23 protein-coding genes and 1 tRNA gene are annotated in these 19,754 nt (G+C 39.2%); 16 read left to right on the top strand and 8 right to left on the bottom strand.

What is annotated here, in order from left to right; translation table 11 throughout:
* Positions 1 to 206: 206 nt before the first annotated feature.
* On the bottom strand, positions 207 to 992 hold the full coding sequence (locus tag CRYPD_RS04445; protein WP_138146399.1) for a cytochrome C assembly family protein: 786 nt from the start codon (positions 990 to 992) through the stop codon (positions 207 to 209).
* Between the two features lie 63 nt (positions 993 to 1,055).
* Between CRYPD_RS04445 and ffh the strand changes: the two genes are divergently transcribed.
* Positions 1,056 to 2,477, top strand: a complete 1,422-nt coding sequence (gene ffh / locus CRYPD_RS04440) for a signal recognition particle protein (protein ID WP_138146398.1) — start codon at positions 1,056 to 1,058, stop codon at positions 2,475 to 2,477.
* Positions 2,478 to 2,648: 171 nt separating this feature from the next.
* On the opposite strand, the gene hisD is transcribed toward ffh, so the two are convergent.
* The 4 genes from hisD to CRYPD_RS04420 are packed head-to-tail and all read right to left on the bottom strand — an operon-like array spanning position 2,649 to position 6,468.
* Positions 2,649 to 3,941: a histidinol dehydrogenase gene (gene hisD, locus CRYPD_RS04435; RefSeq protein WP_171004317.1), complete on the bottom strand. Its 1,293-nt coding sequence runs from the start codon at positions 3,939 to 3,941 to the stop codon at positions 2,649 to 2,651.
* A complete protein-coding gene (hisG, locus tag CRYPD_RS04430; protein WP_138146396.1) occupies positions 3,938 to 4,555 on the bottom strand; it encodes an ATP phosphoribosyltransferase in 618 nt (205 codons plus the stop codon). Before hisG ends, hisD begins: the two co-directional genes overlap by 4 nt.
* Before the next feature lie 2 nt (positions 4,556 to 4,557).
* Positions 4,558 to 5,817, bottom strand: a complete 1,260-nt coding sequence (gene murA, locus CRYPD_RS04425; RefSeq protein WP_138146395.1) for a UDP-N-acetylglucosamine 1-carboxyvinyltransferase — start codon at positions 5,815 to 5,817, stop codon at positions 4,558 to 4,560.
* 6 nt (positions 5,818 to 5,823) lie between these two features.
* On the bottom strand, positions 5,824 to 6,468 hold the full coding sequence (locus tag CRYPD_RS04420; protein ID WP_138146394.1) for an MlaC/ttg2D family ABC transporter substrate-binding protein: 645 nt from the start codon (positions 6,466 to 6,468) through the stop codon (positions 5,824 to 5,826).
* 47 nt (positions 6,469 to 6,515) lie between these two features.
* Here CRYPD_RS04420 and uvrC point away from each other — a divergent pair, with 47 nt between their 5' ends.
* The 3 genes from uvrC (at position 6,516) to CRYPD_RS08355 (ending at position 8,685) form a co-directional block, all read left to right on the top strand.
* Positions 6,516 to 8,297, top strand: coding sequence for an excinuclease ABC subunit UvrC (uvrC, locus tag CRYPD_RS04415; protein WP_138146393.1), 1,782 nt, complete (start codon positions 6,516 to 6,518; stop codon positions 8,295 to 8,297).
* 9 nt (positions 8,298 to 8,306) lie between these two features.
* Positions 8,307 to 8,486, top strand: coding sequence for a hypothetical protein (locus CRYPD_RS04410; RefSeq protein WP_138146392.1), 180 nt, complete (start codon positions 8,307 to 8,309; stop codon positions 8,484 to 8,486).
* Positions 8,487 to 8,550: 64 nt separating this feature from the next.
* A complete protein-coding gene (locus CRYPD_RS08355) occupies positions 8,551 to 8,685 on the top strand; it encodes a hypothetical protein (RefSeq protein ID WP_280178667.1) in 135 nt (44 codons plus the stop codon).
* 78 nt (positions 8,686 to 8,763) lie between these two features.
* On the opposite strand, the gene CRYPD_RS04405 is transcribed toward CRYPD_RS08355, so the two are convergent.
* The 3 genes from CRYPD_RS04405 to abc-f form a co-directional block, all read right to left on the bottom strand.
* Complete coding sequence (locus CRYPD_RS04405) at positions 8,764 to 9,516, bottom strand: hypothetical protein (protein WP_138146391.1); 753 nt, start codon at positions 9,514 to 9,516, stop codon at positions 8,764 to 8,766.
* 115 nt (positions 9,517 to 9,631) lie between these two features.
* A complete protein-coding gene (locus tag CRYPD_RS04400; protein ID WP_138146390.1) occupies positions 9,632 to 10,171 on the bottom strand; it encodes a hypothetical protein in 540 nt (179 codons plus the stop codon).
* Complete coding sequence (gene abc-f / locus CRYPD_RS04395) at positions 10,168 to 12,015, bottom strand: ribosomal protection-like ABC-F family protein (RefSeq protein WP_138146389.1); 1,848 nt, start codon at positions 12,013 to 12,015, stop codon at positions 10,168 to 10,170. The genes CRYPD_RS04400 and abc-f overlap by 4 nt, the downstream gene beginning before the upstream one ends.
* 84 nt (positions 12,016 to 12,099) lie before the next feature.
* Here abc-f and CRYPD_RS04390 point away from each other — a divergent pair, with 84 nt between their 5' ends.
* The 12 genes from CRYPD_RS04390 to CRYPD_RS04335 all read left to right on the top strand — a co-directional run.
* Entirely contained in the window at positions 12,100 to 12,750 is a 651-nt protein-coding gene (locus CRYPD_RS04390) for a transposase (protein WP_138146388.1), read from the top strand.
* Between the two features lie 114 nt (positions 12,751 to 12,864).
* Positions 12,865 to 13,299 carry a cytochrome c-type biogenesis protein gene (locus CRYPD_RS04385; RefSeq protein WP_138146387.1) on the top strand — a complete coding sequence of 145 codons (435 nt, stop codon included), beginning with the start codon at positions 12,865 to 12,867 and terminating at the stop codon, positions 13,297 to 13,299.
* Positions 13,296 to 13,694: a secondary thiamine-phosphate synthase enzyme YjbQ gene (locus CRYPD_RS04380; protein WP_138146386.1), complete on the top strand. Its 399-nt coding sequence runs from the start codon at positions 13,296 to 13,298 to the stop codon at positions 13,692 to 13,694. The genes CRYPD_RS04385 and CRYPD_RS04380 overlap by 4 nt, the downstream gene beginning before the upstream one ends.
* Positions 13,691 to 14,368, top strand: coding sequence for a tetratricopeptide repeat protein (locus tag CRYPD_RS04375; RefSeq protein ID WP_138146385.1), 678 nt, complete (start codon positions 13,691 to 13,693; stop codon positions 14,366 to 14,368). Before CRYPD_RS04380 ends, CRYPD_RS04375 begins: the two co-directional genes overlap by 4 nt.
* A gap of 6 nt (positions 14,369 to 14,374) precedes the next feature.
* Positions 14,375 to 15,865 (top strand): lysine--tRNA ligase, encoded by a 1,491-nt coding sequence (lysS, locus tag CRYPD_RS04370; protein ID WP_138146384.1) that lies wholly within the window; start codon positions 14,375 to 14,377, stop codon positions 15,863 to 15,865.
* A 14-nt stretch (positions 15,866 to 15,879) separates the two neighbouring features.
* On the top strand, positions 15,880 to 16,062 hold the full coding sequence (locus CRYPD_RS04365; protein ID WP_138146383.1) for a hypothetical protein: 183 nt from the start codon (positions 15,880 to 15,882) through the stop codon (positions 16,060 to 16,062).
* A gap of 122 nt (positions 16,063 to 16,184) precedes the next feature.
* On the top strand, positions 16,185 to 16,526 hold the full coding sequence (locus CRYPD_RS04360) for a MazG nucleotide pyrophosphohydrolase domain-containing protein (RefSeq protein ID WP_138146382.1): 342 nt from the start codon (positions 16,185 to 16,187) through the stop codon (positions 16,524 to 16,526).
* Positions 16,480 to 17,184: a (d)CMP kinase gene (cmk, locus tag CRYPD_RS04355; protein WP_171004316.1), complete on the top strand. Its 705-nt coding sequence runs from the start codon at positions 16,480 to 16,482 to the stop codon at positions 17,182 to 17,184. Before CRYPD_RS04360 ends, cmk begins: the two co-directional genes overlap by 47 nt.
* 90 nt (positions 17,185 to 17,274) lie before the next feature.
* Entirely contained in the window at positions 17,275 to 18,948 is a 1,674-nt protein-coding gene (rpsA, locus tag CRYPD_RS04350) for a 30S ribosomal protein S1 (RefSeq protein ID WP_138146380.1), read from the top strand.
* Between the two features lie 4 nt (positions 18,949 to 18,952).
* Positions 18,953 to 19,231 (top strand): HU family DNA-binding protein, encoded by a 279-nt coding sequence (locus CRYPD_RS04345; RefSeq protein WP_138146379.1) that lies wholly within the window; start codon positions 18,953 to 18,955, stop codon positions 19,229 to 19,231.
* Positions 19,232 to 19,268: 37 nt separating this feature from the next.
* Positions 19,269 to 19,344, top strand: a tRNA-Lys gene (locus tag CRYPD_RS04340).
* A 72-nt stretch (positions 19,345 to 19,416) separates the two neighbouring features.
* On the top strand, positions 19,417 to 19,754 hold a 338-nt coding region (locus CRYPD_RS04335; protein ID WP_138146378.1), incomplete at its 3' end, for a ParA family protein.

The following is a 19,754-nucleotide window of genomic DNA, read 5'->3' as shown; positions in this document are numbered from 1 at the left end:
TTAGATTTATTCTCTCTTTTCTGGTTTTTATTATTTGCGTCATTTTGACCTCCTTATTTTTTGTATTATAAGGCTATCTTTGTGTCTAAGAAAGTTAGATCATTACACCAGCAGAAAAGATGGCTGAATTGAAAAAAGTGGCTTGAAATGTGTCCAAGTTGATTAGATCATTACAATTTAAAAAAGTGGCTAATAAGTTTATTTAATTAAGACAATAAGCGTTCTAAGACGAACTTAGAACCGTAATAGGCAAGCACTAAAACACCAAAGCCGATTTGTATGGCAGTAATAGCTTGTTTCCCACGCCAGCCAAAGACCTTTCTGCCAAAAATGAGTGTGGCAAAAATAACCCAAGCAATGACAGAAAGGGCAGTTTTGTGAACCAGATGCTGGGAAAATAAATCATCAATGAAAATAAAACCGCTGATAAGCGAAAGGGTGAGCAAATAAAAACCAATTCTAAGACTTTGAAACAACAGTGCTTCCATAGTCTGCAGTGGCGGTAATTTACTGATAAAACCATTGATTTTTTTTGCGTGTAAGTGTTTTTCTTGGGTTTTTAACAACACCGATTGACATACAGCTAGAGCAAGTAGGGCGTAGGCGGTGATGGATAAAAACACATGAGAAGCGATATTTAAGGGAATGGTTTTTTCAGCTGTATCGGGGAATAAAATACTGAATAGTAGCGATGCAGCAACCAATGGATACACCAAAATACCGAGCGCATGCACAGGCTTGGAAATAGAGGATAAGAACAATAAAATTGCTACCAACCAAGCCACAAAAGAGGCGCTATTAGCCAGTCCAAAAAACACACCGTCAGTTGTCCAAAAATCGCTAAAGGTCAAAGTGTGCGTAATAATGGCAAAACTGAGTAATAAAAAAATGCTTTTTTGATGACGATGTTGTAGGTCATTTTTGGTGAAAAAACGCATTAATAACAGGGCTGCAATTAAATAGGCAACAATTGCAAAGTAAGATAAAAGCATAATTATTTTTTGAATTAATACAAACCACTATAATACGATACTTTAGTTATATTTATATTAAAAATGTTTGATAATTTAACCGACCGCCTTGCCAACAGTTTTAAGGCCTTACAAGGCAAAAATAAACTCTCAGAATCCAATATTAAAGATGCCATTCGTGAAGTACGCCGTGCCTTATTGGAGGCTGATGTTGCGCTTGAAGTCATCAAGGTGTTTCTTGATAAGGTGCAAGAAAAAGCTTTGGGGCTTAAAGTTGGCGAAGGGCTTAATCCGTCACAAGTCTTTATCAAACTGGTAGAAACAGAACTTACCGAGATTATTGGTGGTGAAAACAAAACTCTAGATTTAAGGGCACAACCGCCCGCAGTAGTGATGGTAGCAGGTTTGCAAGGTGCAGGTAAAACCACTTCAATTGCTAAGTTAGCGCGTTATTTAAAAGAGCGAGAAAACAAAAAAGTCTTGGTGGTTAGTGCCGATGTTTATCGTCCTGCGGCCATTACTCAGTTAGAAGTGTTGGCAAAACAAGTTGGAGTAGATTTTTTCCCTTCTAGCATTAACGATAAGCCAGAGAAAATCGTCGCCAGTGCCAAAAAACACGCACAAAAGCAATTTTTCGATGTGTTGTTGGTTGATACCGCAGGTCGTTTGCACATTGATGAGCAAATGATGAGCGAAATTCAGGCCTTGCAAAAACAGGTAAATCCAATTGAAACTTTGTTTGTGGTTGATGCCATGACAGGTCAAGATGCTGCGCATACTGCCAAAGCCTTCGCCGATGCACTGCCATTAACAGGCATTATTTTAACCAAAACTGATGGCGATGCCAGAGGTGGCGCGGCGCTTTCCGTGCGTCATATTACTGGCAAACCGATTAAATTCCTAGGTGTGGGTGAAAAGTTCGATGCACTAGAGCCCTTCCATCCAGATAGGATTGTTTCCCGTCTGTTAGGCATGGGCGATGTCTTGTCATTGATTGAAGAAATTGGACAAAAAATTGACCATAAAAAAGCTGAAAAATCTGCCAAAAAAATGGCAAAAGGGCAGTTTGATTTAGAGGATATGCGTGATCAACTTTTGCAAATGGAGCAAATGGGTGGGATGGAGGCTTTGATGGACAAAATGCCTGGTATGGGGCAGATTCCACAGAGTGTTAAAAACCAAATGATGGGCACGGTTGAAACCAAAAAAATGGTGGCTATCATCAATTCCATGACCCGTAAAGAACGCACCCACATTAAACTTATCAAAGGCTCACGCAAAAACCGTATTGCCAAAGGCTCTGGCACTCAGCCACAAGACATCAACAAACTGCTAAAGCAATTTGAAAAAATGCAAAAACAGATGAAGAAAATGAGTGGTGGAAAAATGCAAAAAATGATGGCAAAAATGGCAGGATTGCAAGGTGGCGGCGAGGGTGGCAGTATGCCTGACTTGTCGGGTATGAAACTACCTAATATGGGCGGTAGTAATAAGTTCCCGTTTTAAACTGATAGAACTTGCTGGAGTATTCTTTGCTCTCAGGTTAACTATTTTAGAGCTAAATAATGAGTATTTTTTTATGCAAGGCAAATTGTATAGAATTTGATTAAGCATAGTAAAAACTATGTGATTGAAAATTTTATAAAATATAATACAGCAGAAGACAAAAAGACGAAGTTATTTTATGCGATAGCGAGCAGATTGGGCGTGCGCTTGTAAGCCTTCGCCATCTGCTAGAGTAGCGGCAATTTCACCAAGTGTGTTTGCGCCTTGGTCAGATACCATAATTAAGCTGGATTTTTTTTGGAAGTCATAAACACCGAGCGGCGATGAGAAACGAGCAGTGCCAGAGGTGGGCAATACATGATTAGGGCCTGCGCAATAATCGCCGAGCGCCTCACAGGTGTTTCTACCCATAAAGATTGCACCAGCGTGTTTTATATTATCAAGCATGGCTTTAGGATTTTCGACAGAAAGTTCCAAATGTTCGGGTGCAATTTGGTTAGAAATAGCGATGGCTTCATTTATGTCTTTGGTGTGGATTAAAGCGCCACGGTCTTTAAGTGCCTTGGCGATAATGGCTTTTCTGTCCATAGTTGGCAAAAGTTTTTCAATGCTTTTTTCTACTTTATTAATAAAATCTTTATCAGGGCAAAGTAAGATCGATTGCGCATCTTCGTCGTGTTCGGCTTGGGAAAACAAGTCCATAGCAATCCAATCAGGGTCGGTTTTGCCATCGCAAATAATGAGAATTTCACTCGGTCCTGCGATCATATCAATGCCAACTTGACCAAATACTGCTCGTTTGGCAGTAGCGACAAAAATATTACCTGGACCGACAATTTTATCAACCTTTGGTATGGTTTGCGTGCCATAAGCCAGTGCCGCTATTGCCTGTGCGCCACCCACGGTAAACACTTGGGTAACGCCTGAAATATATGCCGCTGCTAAAACCAATGGATTGGTAACACCATTTGGTGTGGGCACGACCATAATTAAATCTTGTACGCCAGCGACCTTGGCAGGGATGGCGTTCATCAACACCGAAGAAGGGTAGGCCGCTTTTCCACCTGGTACATATAGACCTACTCGTTCAATTGGGGTAATTTTTTGCCCTAATACGGTGCCGTTATCTTCGGCATAAGTCCAAGTGTCTTGGTGTTGTTTTTCGTGGTAGAAACGCACTCTATCGGCCGCTATTTGTAGTGCGGTTTTTTCCTTGTTATCTAGCGACTCAAAGGCTGTTTTGAGTGCCGGCAATGCAATAGTCAAGTCTGACATATTGGCGGCATTTACGCCATCAAATTTGATGCTGTAATCAACCAGTGCTGTATCGCCATTGGCCTTGATATTGGCAATAATATCGTCAACGATTTGAACGACATCAGCATTAGACACACCTTCCCAAGCGAGTAAATTAGATAGTTTATCTTGAAAATCAGTTTGCTGTGTGGATAGGCGAGTAATCATAGGTTTTTTTCTATTGCCTGAACCCAGGATTTAATTTGCACATTTTTGGTTTTGAATGACGCAGCATTAACCACTAAACGAGTGCTAATGTTTTCAATGTGTTCAAGCGGCACAAGTCCGTTTGCTTTGAGTGTATTGCCAGTATCGACCAAATCAACAATACAATGCGCTAAGCCAACCACGGGTGCGAGCTCCATTGCGCCGTAGAGTTTAATAATCTCAATCTGCTGATTTTTGCCTTCAAAGTGGCGTTTGGCTGAGTTGACATATTTAGTGGCAATTTTCAGAGTGCTTTGTTTTAATTTACCCTCATCCCTGGCTGCTACCATTAGTTTGCACTTGGCAATACCTAAATCTAGCAACTCAAACAAACCATTGGCGCCATGCTCTAGTAATACATCTTTGCCAGCAATACCAATGTCTGCTGCTCCATGTTGTAAGAATACAGGCACATCAGTAGCACGAATGACGATTACTTTGACATCGTCAAGATTGGTATCCAAAATCAGCTTTCTGGAATTCAGTTCTGCATCGGCAATTTTTAGCCCTGCTTTTTTTAATAATGGCAGGGTTTGCTCAAGAATTCTGCCTTTAGATAATGCGATTGTTAACATAATTAATCCTGTACTCTTTCAATGTCAGCACCCAATGATTTTAGCTTTTCTTCAATGGTTTCGTAACCACGGTCAAGGTGATAAACCCGCTCAATCGTAGTGGTGCCTTTGGCAGCCAATCCTGCCAATACTAATGATGCCGAAGCCCTTAGGTCAGTTGCCATTAAATGCGCGCCCGTTAGTGACTTTACCCCTTTGCAAACCACGGTGTTGCCTTCTAGCATGAGGTCTGCCCCCATACGCATGAGTTCAGGAATGTGCATAAAGCGGTTTTCAAAAATATTTTCAGTAATACTACTATGGCCTTCTGCAATGGTGTTTAATGCGGTAAATTGCGCTTGCATATCGGTTGGAAAATTAGGATAGGCGCCAGTTTTAATACTAACAGATTTTGGTCGTTTTCCTTTCATATCAAGGCTAATGGTGTCTTTTCCAGTTTTAATGTCAGCGCCGATTTCGATTAATTTGCCAAGTACGGAGCGCATCACCTGAGAATTGGTATTTTTAACGGTGATAGAACCACCTGTAATAGCAGCGGCAACCAAATAGGTGGCTGCCTCAATACGGTCTGAACAAACTGAGTACTGCACACCTTCTAAATTTTTCACTCCTTCAATAATAATAATTGAAGTGCCGATACCGCTAATTTTTGCACCCATTTTATTAAGGTAAAAACACAAATCAGATACTTCTGGTTCTTGAGCGGCGTTGTTGATTGTGGTTGTGCCTTTGGCAAGTGTGGCTGCCATAATGACATTTTCTGTGGCAGTTACTGTTACTTGGTCAAAATGAATATTTGCACCCACTAAGCCCTTGGATTTTGCATAAATATAGCCATTTTTAACTTCAATAGTGGCGTTTAATTCCTCCAATGCTTTGAGGTGAAGGTTAACAGGACGAGTGCCAATGGCACAACCGCCTGGCAATGAAACCTTGGCTTCACCATATTTTGCCAGCATGGGACCCAATACCAAAATTGACGCACGCATGGTTTTCACCAAATTGTAATCAGCCACTAAATTAGTGAGTTTAGAAGAATCAACGAATAACGAAGAATCAGACTCTAAAATAAACTCAGCGCCCATACTCATTAACAACCTTAGTGTGGTGGATATATCGCTCAGGTGTGGTGTATTGTTTAGTGTAATCGGACTGTCTGCTAAAATAGAGGCAAATAAAATAGGCAATGAAGAATTTTTAGACCCTGAGGCTTTAACAGTACCGTGTAGAGGTTTTCCGCCTTGAATAACTAGCTTGTACATTGTGTTTTAACCTTTTGAAAGTTTACTGATAATTTTTCTCATTAGGCTGTCGATGCCTTTGCGCCTAATGTGTGAATTAAATTGTGCCTGATAGTTTTTAACCAGGCTCACCCCTGAAAACATTAAATCATACACACGCCAGCGATTTGAATAAATCATTTTTAAAGTTACTTTGAAAGGATTTTGACTCTCATTAAAGGCAATGAGTACTTTAACAATCGCCTTATTGTCCTTGCGTTTTACCTTAGGATTGACTGAAATATTGATACTATCAAACTGCTTATAAGCTCCTAAAACACCTGCATAATCTCTAATTAAAGACTCAGTAATATATTGCTGAAAAATGTGCTGTTGTTGGCTGTTAAGAGTGTGCCAGTGTTTTTTTAGTGCCAACCGAGCTGAAACATCCAATGCAATATTAGGTAACAGTTTGATTTTAATAAGTGTTTCGATATTCTCAGGTGTGGCTTTATTTTGCTCTCTAAGCTCTTTAAGCGACGACAAAGCACCCATCATAATATTGAGCGCGGCTGTATTTGGCAGGTCAATAATACCATTCAACGAGTTTGAATTTGACAAAGTGGTATTCTGTGCCGCTAAAGCCAAATTAATAGGCAGAATAAGCAATATAATAAGCAGTGTTTTAATCATTGTTTAAAAGGCTTTCAAAATGAAATGTATTTTACCTTTTTGTATAGATGTCAATTAAAGAAAAACTAAAAAATTTAACAACCCAATCTGGCGTTTATCAAATGCTTGATAAACAAGGCATGGTGATTTATGTTGGTAAGGCAAAAAACCTTAAAAAACGGGTGTCCAGTTACTTTTCTAAAACCCATCAAGACGATAAAACCCGAGTTTTGGTTACCAATATTAAAGATTTTGAGGTAGTAATTACCGATACAGAAACGCAGGCATTGCTGTTAGAAAATCAACTGATTAAGGAAAACAAGCCACGATACAACATTTTACTCAAAGACGCAAAAAGCTATCCTTATATTTATCTTACCAATGACAAACATCCAAGAGCAGGTTTTTATCGGGGCACTAAACGAGAAAACTATCAATTTTTTGGGCCTTATCCTTCTGCACTCGTAGTTCGAGATTCGCTGAATTTACTCAAGAAAATTTTTAAAGTTAGGCAATGCACTAACGCCACTTATCGCTCAAGGTCAAGACCTTGCCTAGAATACCAAATTGGGCTATGTAGTGCACCTTGTGTGGGGAAAATTAGCGATAAAGACTACACACAAGATGTCAAAATGATGGGGCTTTTCTTGTCAGGAAAAGGGGTGCAAACGCTAGATAATATCTCTAAAAAAATGCAAGTTGCTGCCAAAAATCAAGATTTTGAGTTGGCAGCTCGTCTGCGCGATCAAATGATTGGTTTGCGCACTATTCAAGAACAACACAGCTCTCAAAGTATGGGCAATATGGATGTGATTAGCATTGTTACCCAAGATGGCGTTCACGCTGTTGAGGTTTTGTTTGTGCGCTCAGGCAAGCAAATTGGGCAAGAATGTATTTTCCCGCAACACGCCAAGGGCAAGCCGAGCAAAGTAGTTTTATCGGCTTTTCTGCCGCTGTATTATTTGGGCAAAGATACACCCAAACAACTTTTACTCAGTGAGAAACTAACAGACAAAAAACTCATCGCCTCGGCGCTATCTACACAAATTATTGACACACCACAAAAAGACAAACGCCATTTTTTAAAAATTGCCACACTTACCGCACAGGAAAACCTAAAACAACAACTCATCTCAAAATTCACCAAGCACACACAACTTCAACAACTGCAAAAAACACTCAATCTCAAAATATTACCAAACACCATGGAATGCTTTGATATTAGCCACACCATGGGCGAGGCGACTGTTGCCTCGTGCGTGGTGTTTGAAAAAGGACTGCCAAAAGTTAAAAAATATCGCCAATTTAACATCAACAATATCACCCCAGGCGATGATTATGCGGCGATGAATCAGGCAGTTTTTAGGCGCTATTCTCGCCTGCTAAAGGAGAAAATCCCTCTGCCAGATGTTGTCTTTATTGACGGCGGACTAGGGCAGCTCAATCAAGCCATTATGGTAATGAACGCCATCGGCGTGGACAATGTGCAATTAGTCGGTGTGGCCAAGGGGGAAGGGCGAAAAGCAGGGCTTGAGACCTTAATCACGGTTAAAGACGAAAAAGTTAACAAAATTAACCTAGTGCCTCACGACCCCGCACTGATGTTGGTCAATCATATTCGTGACGAATCACACCGCTTTGCGATTAAAAATCATCGTCAAAAACGCGGAAAAAAACGCACCACATCACTACTTGAAGGTATTGCTGGTGTAGGAAAACTACGCAGAACAGCACTACTTAATTACTTTGGTGGCTTGCAAGAAATCAAAAAAGCATCGGCTAATGAAATACAAAAAGTTAGCGGTATCAGTCTCGCTTTAGCGACTAAAATTGCGGATAAATTACGATAAAATTAAATTATGCTCCTAATACGACTACTCATTATTGCTTTCATTGTTGGCTATGCTATATGGTTTTTTAACAAGCAAATTTTAGGCAAAAACCTTGTCCTAGCCAGAGTTATCGCCGCCACACTTATGGTTACCAGTGTTGTTTATTTACTCTTAGGCAGTTTGTCTTATTTAATCGAAGGGGTTTAAAAACAGGAGAAAGAAATGAAAAAGTTGGTAATTTTTAAGTTTATTATTTGCCACAACGCAGATATTGGCAGATACCCGCATCACCGTTAGCAAAGAATTAGCGCTTGGTAATGAGATTTTTATCAAAGAAATCGAGACTTTGACCAATGCCAGAGTAAGCAGTAGAAAAGCAGGGAGATCAAAGAAAAATGTTGAATAAATGACACTCTAACCCTAATTATTTAGGCGTAAAAAAAGGTAGCGAAACTACCTTTTTTTCTGTAAAAATGATTAAAAATTAGAAGTTAATAATAAGATTAACAGAGGTGCGGTTAAACTCAGAATCTGAGCCGTTGATATTGAAACTTCTAAAAGCATCGGCATGAAGTTTGTGCTTGGCATGCTCTAGTTCTAAATTATAATTTTCTTTGAAATTGACACCTGCTTTAGCACTAACATAATGCCCATCAATTTTGGTTTTTCCACTTTGTCCATACCCTACGCCACCAGGCGTTCCTCTATAATAAGATTGATGCCAGTTGCCTTTAACTTTGGCATAACCCAACCCAACATAAGGGGTTATTTTATCAACGGTTGTAAAGTTATACAAGCCACCCAAATAAAGGTCAGTAGTGGTTATATGAGAGGAGGGAGATTTTACCACAACATCTATTATATTTCCATTTGGGGCAAAAGCCTTAAAAGCACTGCCATCATCATGAATTAATGCTGCATTTTGGGTTGGCATTTTAATTTTAGTAAAATAAAGCCCTAGTTCATAGCCAAAACCAACTTTTGGCGTGTATCTTAAATTGTAGCCAAAAGAACGGGCATTGGAAATTTTCCCATCATAGATTCTAGCATTTTTTTCAGTAATATCTTCGGGGTTTGTGCCAGTGAATGCGGAAAAATCCTGATGTTTTCCAGAAATATCTGCATCAATGCTACCAGCAGACTTGCTTAAATAAAACCCATGTTTAAGTGTCATTTCTGCTTGTACTTGGGCGGTGGTGGCGATTAGAAAGATAGTTGCCAGTGTTGTTTTTAACATTTTGTGATACCCCTTAAAATTTATGATAATTGAACCGTTGATAATTTATTGTTAAAACACACAACAAAAGGCGGTATTATATCAGTCGGCTCTTGGGGAAATGGAATTATTTTTTTTAGTGTTTTTTTGACAAGACTAGTGTGTTAAGGTGTTTGGTTTTGCTGATAATACTGTTTGATATATTAACCAGAATTGACAGATTAGAAGCCTCCCAAATGGGCAAATCACGCAGGTGGTCGCCCATATAATCAAATTCCCGCTCGCCAAAGCGTTCAATCAATTTCTTTGCTTTGTTGTGTGAGGACAGATTAAACCCTGCATTGCTTGCCATAACATCGTCAAATAACTCAAGGTGCTTGGCAACGGCAAACGCATAATCTTTGTGAGAGGCAGTGGCAAGTATTACTTTGCAACCGTCTTTTTTGCGTTGCTGAATATAATCAATGGTGGTTTGGTTGTAAGGTAGAGCGGTGATGTCGATATCACAGCGATTGACTAATTGTTCCTTGAGATAGCCTTTACCTTGTGCGAACCAAAAAGGGTATTTTAGTATTAGCCATGGGCTTTTTTTAAGCGTTGCGATTGAGGATTCGTACAATAAATCGGTGTCAATTAAGGTGTGATCTAAATCAACAATTAAGGGTGTGTTTTTCATTCTAACGCACTCCACTGTTCGTAATAACGCTCTAAATCGCTCTCTAGTCTGGCAAGTTTAATTAAGGCTTCTTGAGAGGCATCCGTTTGAAAAAAATCAGGGCTAGAGAGTTTTAATTGCATTTCTTTAATCTCTATCTCAGTTTTTTCGATTTTTTCGGGTAGTTTATCAAGCTCCTGTTGTTGTTTGTAGGTGAGTTTGTTGGTTGTTTGAGTTGTTTTTTTAACTGGTTTGGCTTTGGTTTTTTCTTTAGCGTTTAAATCGCTTTGTTTTTGGCTGAGATAATCGTCATAGCCACCTGCATATTGATTGATAATACCATTGCCGTCCATAACTAAGGTTGAGCCGACCACATTATTAAGAAAAGACCTATCGTGGGAAATCAAAATCAGCGTGCCGGTGTAGTCCACTAGCATTTCTTCTAGTAGCTCCAAGGTTTCTACATCAAGGTCGTTGGTCGGCTCATCCAATACCAATAAATTGGCAGGTTGAGAAAGGATTTTAGCCAGCATTAGGCGGTTTTTTTCACCACCAGAAAACATTCTAATCGGTGCCATGGCTTGTTTTCCAGTGAATAGGAATTGACGCAAATAGCCGATAATGTGCTTGCTTTTGCCGCCAATATCGATATGCTCTCGACCGCCTGAGACAAAATCCATGGCCTTCATATTCAGGTCAAGATTTTCTCGCATTTGGTCAAAATAAGCCAGTTTGATGGTTTTTGAGCGACGAATAGAGCCACTGTCGGGTTGTAATTCGTCCAGTAGTAGTTTGATAAAAGTGGATTTTCCTGTACCATTGCCACCGATAATGCCGATTTTTTCGCCTTTTAACACCAACATAGAAAAATCTTTTACCAATTGCAAATTGCCGATTTTATAAGACATTTTCTTGACTTCAAAGACAACTTTTGAGGCGCGTTTTTCATCTTCTGCTACTGAATGTATTTTGACTTTGCCTTGCTTTTGCCTACGACTGATGAATGAAGAGCGCATTGCCTGTAAAGCCCGCACTCTACCTTCGTTGCGGGTTCTTCTCGCCTTAATGCCTTGGCGAATCCACACCTCTTCTTGTGCCAGTTTTTTGTCAAATCTTTTGTTCGCCAATGCCTCTGAATTAAGGACATTGTCTTTGCGTTTGACATAATCTTGATAGCCGCACTCAAATACCGCTAAATTACCACGGTCAAGGTCGTATACTTTATTAACAATGCCTGCCATAAAAGAACGGTCGTGGCTGATGAGCACCAAAGTACCGTGATAGTCTTTGAGCATTTTTTCCAAGTCAAGAATGGCAGTAATGTCCATGTGGTTGGTTGGCTCGTCAAGCAACAGCACATTTGGCTCTTGTATTAAGGCTTTTGCCAGCATTACCCGTCGCCGCCAGCCGCCTGATAAAGTGGACAAAATTGCCTCTGGATTCAGGGTGAAGCGTTGTAGGATGATTTCGATTTTATGTAGATATTGCCAGCCATCAAGTTGGTCAATTTGTTCTTGTAAGTTAGTAGCCTGATTCAGTTTTCCTTCTGTTATTAATTGTTGATATTGCGTGAGAATAACCCCAATATCTCCCAAGCCTTCGGCGACTACATCAAACAGTTTTTTTTCATTATCTTCGGGCGGTGTTTGTTCTAAATAACTAATTTTTATGCCATTTTTAATCTTTAATTTGCCATCGTCCGCCTCAATTTCTCCAGCTAAAACACGCATAAAGGTTGATTTTCCCTCGCCATTACGCCCAATGAGTGCGATTTTTTCACCTTTTAAAATGGTGGCACTCACCTCATTTAAAATAGGTTTTTCAGCAAAACGCAGAGAAAGATTGTCAAGTGTAATCAGTGGCATTACACAATTTTACTCCTATACAGTTCCCGGCTCGGGACAAAAGGTGTTATAATTTTATTTTTTGTTTGTCCCGAGCCGGGAACTATGCCAAGAAGAGATATAGAATTTGTCACTAATGAATATTATCATGTTTTCAATCGGGGTATTGATAAGCGTGATATTTTTATGGACAAGAATGATTTGTATTTTTTCTTTAAACGCTTAAATGATTTAAACCGTGTTAATCATAGTGATGCTTACAAGCATAGTAGAAATAGAAAGGATGTTGAAATTAATGAAGATAAATTAGTGGAAATTGTGGCTTATTGTCTGCTACCCAATCACTTTCATTTATTGTTAAAACAAAAAAATGACAAAGGTATTTCTAAATTTATGCACAGACTTGGTGCATCGTATGTTAACTTTTTTAATAAAAAATATAAACGCGCTGGTGGATTATTCCAATCTAGATTTAAAGCAAAGCATTTGAGTGGCGAGTATGCATTGCCTATTGTTGCAAGCTATGTTAATTTAAACTACAAACATCACCATATAAATCCTAAAGAAAATTTAGTAAAATCTAGTGTTTTCGAGTATTTTGGCAACGAACTGGGTGATAGAATTTGTAGTGCCGATGAAATCAATGGCGTTATTGCAGAAATTGGCAGTCTAGACGATTATCAAGATTTTGCTAAAAATGCTTCACAAGTCTTTATTGACAATAAAAAATCACAACATTTATTATTATTAGATTGAGTTCCCGGCTCGGGACACTCGGGACATTTTGATGTAAAACAATAGGGAAAGATTGTTAAGTGTAATTGGTGGCATGGGTTAAAATTATTTATTTTTTATTTAGCGAGATTTATTGTGCGTTATTTTATTCAATTTTTGTTAGTGTTAGGGCTTTTTAACTTAGTGCATGCTGAAAGTATTGATGTGACCAGTTTTACCTCGCAGAAACAAGAGCGGCGTTATCAGGCGTTAATTGGCGAAATTCGTTGTCCAGTGTGTCAGGGGCAAAGTATAGGTGGCTCAAATGCTGGACTGGCAAAAGATTTAAGGGAAAAGGTAAGAGAGTTAATCCTCAATCAAAAAACCAACGACGATATTCGTGTGTTTATGGTTGAGCGATATGGGGATTTTGTGGTGTTTAAACCGCCTGTGAATAAAAACACCTATTTGTTATGGTTTACACCTTTTGTCTTTTTGCTATTGGCGGTTTTTTTTCTTGTGCGTTCGTTTGGTCGCAAAAAAGAGCTTGTTAGCCTAGACATCAGTAAAGCCAAAGATTTGCTGAAATGAGTGAATTGACAGTTGTTACCCAAGGTCGTGGTGCTGTTGAAATTACCCAACAAGTGAACGATATTGTTAAGCAGGGCAATAATGCGAAATTGTGTCATATATTTGTTGCCCATACTTCAGCATCGTTGATGATTACGGGCAACGAAGACCCCGATTTATTGCTGGATATTGAGGATTATTTTCAATCCATTGTTACCGATGCAAACCCAAATTATCGGCATAATAATGAAGGTGATTTTGATGTCTCAGGGCATATTCGCTCTATCTTGACAGGTGAGTCGAAAAGCATTCCTGTGGTTGATAAAAAATTGGCGTTAGGCAAATATCAAGGTTTATTTCTATATGAGCATCGTGCTGGTGTAAATAATCGTAAACTGATTGTTACGCTATTATGAGCAGCGAACAAGAGATTAGTGATTTAATGGTTGCCGCTTACACACATCAGAAAAATGGCAAATTATCTTCAGCTATTCAAGCGTGGAATGCACTGCTTAATCATCAAAATGTGGGCAAAGACCTTCAAGCCAATGCACATTTGAGTTTGGGCAATTTGCACCAATTACAAGGCAGTGATGATTTGGCGATGGAGAGCATGTCAAATGCGATAAAATCCAATCCAAATAGTAGCGAAGCACATTTTTGTTTAGCGACTATGGCACAGGAAAAAGAAGATTTTAAGGTGGCAGTTAAGCATTTTAAAAAAGCCTTGGCGTTGAATGGCAAAGATTGCGGTGCGTTTAATAATTTAGGTAATTGCTATGATAAGTTGGAGCAATCTCAAGCAGCGATTGATGCATATTCTCAAGCACTTGAATTAGAAAGGGATTATATTGCCGCTGTTTATAATCGCGGCAATGCATTTTTAAAACTAGGAAAAGACGATTTAGCGTATCAAGATTTGTCAAAAGCCATTGATTTAGATGCAAATTTTTATCAAGCTTATTATAATCGTGGCACTTTGCTCAAAGGTATGGGAAAATTGGCAGAAGCTGAGCGTGATTTAAGCACGGCAAAAACATTAGCCCAAAGAGATTTGGAAAACCAAGAAAAACAACAAAACACACATTAGGACAGTATGAGTAATCAAGACGACAATAAATTAATAACAGAAAGAAGAACAAAATTAGCCTTGTTGAGAGAGGCAGGCAATCCGTTTATCAATGATTTTAAACCTGAGAACTTGGCCAAAGATATTACGACAGAGTTTGGGCAACTTTCAAAAGAAGTGTTAGAGCAAAAAGTAGTTGAAGTGTCAATCGCAGGGCGGATGATGCTAAAACGGGTAATGGGCAAGGCGAGTTTTGCTCATATTCAGGATACCAGCGGGCAGATTCAGCTGTTTGTTACCCGTGATGAACTGCCTGAGGGGTTTTATAACGAGCAGTTTAAAAAGTGGGATATTGGTGATATTGTTGGTGTTAAAGGCACACTGTTTAAGACCAAAGTAGGCGAGCTATCTGTGCGTGTGAATGAGATAAAACTACTCACCAAGGCACTGAGACCATTGCCAGAAAAATTCCACGGCTTGTCTGACCAAGAAATGCGCTACCGCCAGCGTTATGTTGATTTAATCATCAACGAGCAAGTGCGTGATACTTTTAAAAGACGCTCGCAGATTATTAGCTATATTCGTAATTTTTTCAACAACGCAGGTTTTATGGAAGTGGAAACGCCAATGTTGCAATCTATTCCAGGCGGTGCGACTGCTAAGCCTTTTGAAACACATCATAATGCGCTAGATATACCTATGTTTTTGCGTATTGCGCCTGAGCTTTATCTTAAGCGACTGATTGTCGGCGGCATGGATAGAGTATTTGAAATCAATCGTAATTTTAGAAACGAAGGGCTATCTACTCGCCACAATCCAGAATTTACCATGATTGAGTTTTATCAGGCGTACGCCACTTACCATGATGTGATGGATTTAACGGAAAACTTATTCCGAGGTATTGCCGTTGATGTATGCGGCAATGCGGTTGTACAATATCAGGGTGATGATTTTGATTTTTCTAAAACCTTTGAGCGTATCAGCGTATTTGATTCAATTTTGCAGCATAATCCTGATTTTTCAGTTGATGATTTAAATGCGGACAATGCCACTACCACTGCTAAAAAATTGGGCATAGCAGTAAAAGACACTTGGGGGTTGGGCAAAACTCAAATTGAGATTTTTGAAGCCACGGTAGAGGAAAAACTTATTCAACCGACTTTTATCACTGAATATCCGACCGAAGTCTCGCCACTTGCACGGCGTAATGACGACAATCCATTTATTACCGATAGATTTGAGTTATTCATTGGTGGCAGGGAAATTGCCAACGGCTTTTCTGAGTTAAACGATGCCGAAGATCAAGCTGAACGCTTTCATAAACAAGTGGCAGAAAAAGATGCTGGCGATGATGAGGCGATGCATTATGATGCTGATTATATTCGTGCCTTGGAATACGGTATGCCACCTACCGCTGGTGAAGGCATAGGTATTGACCGTTTGGTAATGTTATTCACCGACTCGCCTTCTATTCGTGATGTGTTGTTGTTTCCACATATGAAATTAGAAAGTAAATGAAGTAAAGTTTAAAGATGAAAGAAATTAGACCATTACAGTTGAAGAAAAAGAGAAAAATAGAAAAAAGTTTTTCCATTACCCGGCAAGATTTAGAGGGGGCTGTTAAACTAGTTCAAATATTAAGAGAGACAATAATATATTTGTCTTTTTCAGTTAATATTTTTGAAATAAAAAAAGGCAGTAAAAAGGCTATATGAAAACACCTTTGAATGATATTTAAAAACTCAATTTTATGCACTAGATGCGTATCTATATATTTATGCAAAAATCTCATATTGAAGCAAGTAGTTGAAATATTAGACTTATAAGGACAAAAAAAATGGATAAGAATTCATACAAAGACATACTAGAAACCGTTCAAGCATTTCATAACAAGCATGATTTTAAAAATAATGGCGGCGAGGATTTGGTGTATCGTGTGGTATTGATGACAGAAGAGTTGGGCGAAATATCGGCTTGTGTGACTAAGGGAAAATCGAAGGCTGATTTAGCAGAAGAGTCCGCAGATTTGTTGATTTTGTTGATAGGTACGGCGATTAGTGCTGATTTTGATTTGAACGAGGCGTTTTGGCAAAAAATGGACAAAATCAACCAAAGAAAATCTCGCCTTGTGAATGGTAAAATCCGAGTATCAGAATTCAAAGGAGTTAAGGGTGAATAATGTTTTAACCATTGATGGACCAAGTGGTGTAGGCAAAGGTACGGTTGCACGAGTTATGGCACAAAAATTGGACTGGAATTTGTTGGATTCTGGGGCAATTTATCGTGCTTTTGCTTTGGCAGTTGAAGCTAGAGGTGTGAATATTGCTGATGAAAGTGCTTTACAGAAAATCGCACAAACCCTTGATTTAGAATTTAAAACCGAACAGGACAGTGAATTGGTCAGTGTGTTTTTAGAGGGCAGGAATGTGTCCAAAACACTACGCACCGAGCAGACAGGCGAAATAGCCTCTAAAATTGCATCCATTGGCGTGGTACGCACTGCACTTTTAAAACGCCAACAAGATTTTGCACAAGCGCCAGGACTGGTGGCAGACGGGCGAGATATGGGCACGGTGGTTTTTGCGGATGCACCATTTAAGGTGTTTTTGACAGCAAGTGCACAAGAACGAGCCAAAAGACGCTTAAAACAATTGCAAGCGCAAGGTACTATGGGTATAATGTCGCAAATCTTGGCAGAGGTGGTGGCAAGGGATGAGCGAGATTGTTCTCGCAAAAACTCACCACTTAAGCCCGCAAATGATGCGCTTATCATTGATACTACAGAGTTATCGATTGATAAGGTGATTGCTCAAGTGAGCGAATTAATGAAGACTTAAGCGGTTAAGTCTTTTAAATAAACTAACCCGATAAAACCCAACTTATGCCGTTGTTGGATTTTTTTACCGGTCAACATCAAAGAAAATAATATGTCAGAATCATTCGCAGAGTTGTTTGAAAACAGTGAAGAACAACAAAATGTCAAAGTAGGTGCCTTATTAATGGGTACTGTAGTCAGCATCAATCGTGAAAAAGCGGTTATTAATGTTGGATTAAAATCAGAAGCTTTTATCTCTCTAGACCAATTTAAAGACCCACAAGGCGAGTTAGAAGTTCAAGAGGGCGATGTGGTAGAAGTCGCCTTAGAATCTATCGACGATGGATTGGGGCACACTTTATTATCTAGGGAAAAAGCCAAACGCATTAAGTTATGGCAGATGCTTGAAGCTGCAATGAACGCCAAAGAAGTGGTTACTGGCATTGTTACTGGCGCTGTGAAAGGCGGTTTGACTGTTGATATTGGCGTGGTTAAGGCGTTCTTGCCAGGCTCGTTAGTTGATACGCATCCAGTTAAAGATTTTTCATATCTAACAGGTCAAGAGATTGAGGCGATTGTTATCAAAATGGATGAGGTTAGAAACAACATCGTTATTTCTAGAAAAGCAGTTATGCAAGAAGCCAACTCTGCAGACAGAGAGGCATTACTTGAATCCCTTGAAGAAGGCAAAGAAATTGAAGGTGTGGTTAAAAACTTAGCCGATTATGGTGCATTTGTTGACCTTGGTGCTGTCGATGGTTTATTACATATTACTGATATTTCGTGGCAACGAGTTAATCACCCCTCTGAGAAACTTACTATTGGTGACAAAATTACCGTTAAAGTACTTAATTATGATAAAGAAAAAATGCGTGTGTCTTTAGGTTTGAAGCAATTAACAGTCAGCCCTTGGGACAATATTTCTGATCGCTTGCCATTGGGTAAAAAAGCTTCAGGCACAGTTTCTAACCTGACAGATTATGGCGCATTTGTGCGTATTGAAGAGGGTGTTGAAGGTTTGGTCCATGTATCAGAAATGGATTGGACAAATGCCAATGCCCGTCCTTCTAAATTTGTCAAACTGGGTCAAGAGGTTGATGTGGTTGTGTTGGATGTACAAGAATCTAAACACCGTATTTCTTTGTCAATGAAGCAAGCACAAGAAAACCCTTGGGAGGCTTTTGAGGCTTCGCATAATAAGGGCGATAAGATTGATGTTAATGTTAAGTCAATCACAGACTTTGGTTTATTTGTCGGTCTTCCGGGCGGCATTGATGGCTTGATTCACTTGGCCGATCTTTCTTGGGAAAAACAACCTGCAGATGAGTTGGTCTCCAACTATTCCAAAGGTCAAGAGCTTGAAGTTGTGATTTTGAATATTGACGCTGAGAAAGAGCGAATTTCTTTGGGTATTAAACAGCTAGAAGAAGATAGCTTTATGTCTTTTACCTCGCTAAACAAGAAAGGCTCTGTAGTCAAAGGCACGGTTGCTGAGGTAACCACAAGGGGTGCTGTCATTACATTGGCAGACGAAATTACAGGCTATTTAAAAGCAGGTGAAATTTCATCAGAGCGTGTTGATGATGTTTCCACTGTGTTAAAAGTAGGTGATGAAATCGAAGTGGCTATTGTTAATATTGACAGAAAAATGCGTAATATTACTGTCAGTATTAAAGCCAAAGATTCAGCTGAAGAAAAAGCAGCAATGGAAGACTATAACAAGCAATCTTCTGAGTCTGTAGAAGGTGCCACGCTAGGTGATTTATTGAAGAAAGCCAAAGACTAAGTCATTGAAAAAAACAGACCTAATTCTTAATTTATTTGAAAATTCTACCCTGCCAAAATCAGAGGTAAAGGCGTGTGTAGATATTATTCTAACAACACTTACAGAAAGTATTGTCACTGGTAAAGGTGTTGAAATTAGGGGCTTTGGTAGTTTTCATAGGCGGCATAAAAAAGCGCGTTTAGGCATCAACCCAAGATCCAAAGAAAGAACGCAGGTTGGTGAGAGATTTACGCCATTTTTTAAGCCGGGAAAATTACTTAGAGAAGTTGTAAATAAAAAATAATTGAAATTTACATTACTGTATAATTTCATCTTTTTATGGGGCGTTAGCTCAGTTGGTAGAGCATCGGACTTTTAATCCGCTGGTCGAGCGTTCAAATCGCTCACGCCCCACCATGTTATTTAGTTAGATAGTTAGTCGTATAACAATAAACATAAACATTACTCTGAAAATAATGAGGATTGTTTATGAAGGTTATATCGATAATATCAACTAAAGGCGGTGTCGGAAAAACGACACTTACAGCCAACCTAGGCGGATGTTTGTTCGCTATGGGCAAGAAAGTTCTAACGATAGATGCTGACCCTCAGCCTAGTCTATCTTCATATTACAAAATTTTAGAACAAGCCCAAGGTGGCTTGACTGAAATTTTGACCGATCCTAAAAATGTAAATAGTTGTATTAGTAAGACGCAATATGGCGATTTAATTTATTCAAACGACCATAGCAATCAATTACAACCATGGCTTGCTAGCAAAGGTGATGGTCGTTTCAGATTAAAAATTGCAATTAATCAACTTATTAA

It is taken from the genome of Bathymodiolus heckerae thiotrophic gill symbiont, assembly GCF_900180345.1.
Lineage (GTDB): Bacteria > Pseudomonadota > Gammaproteobacteria > PS1 > Pseudothioglobaceae > Thiodubiliella.
The sequence above is the reverse complement of the archived record's forward strand: the minus strand, read 5'-3'. Positions and strand labels throughout refer to the sequence as shown.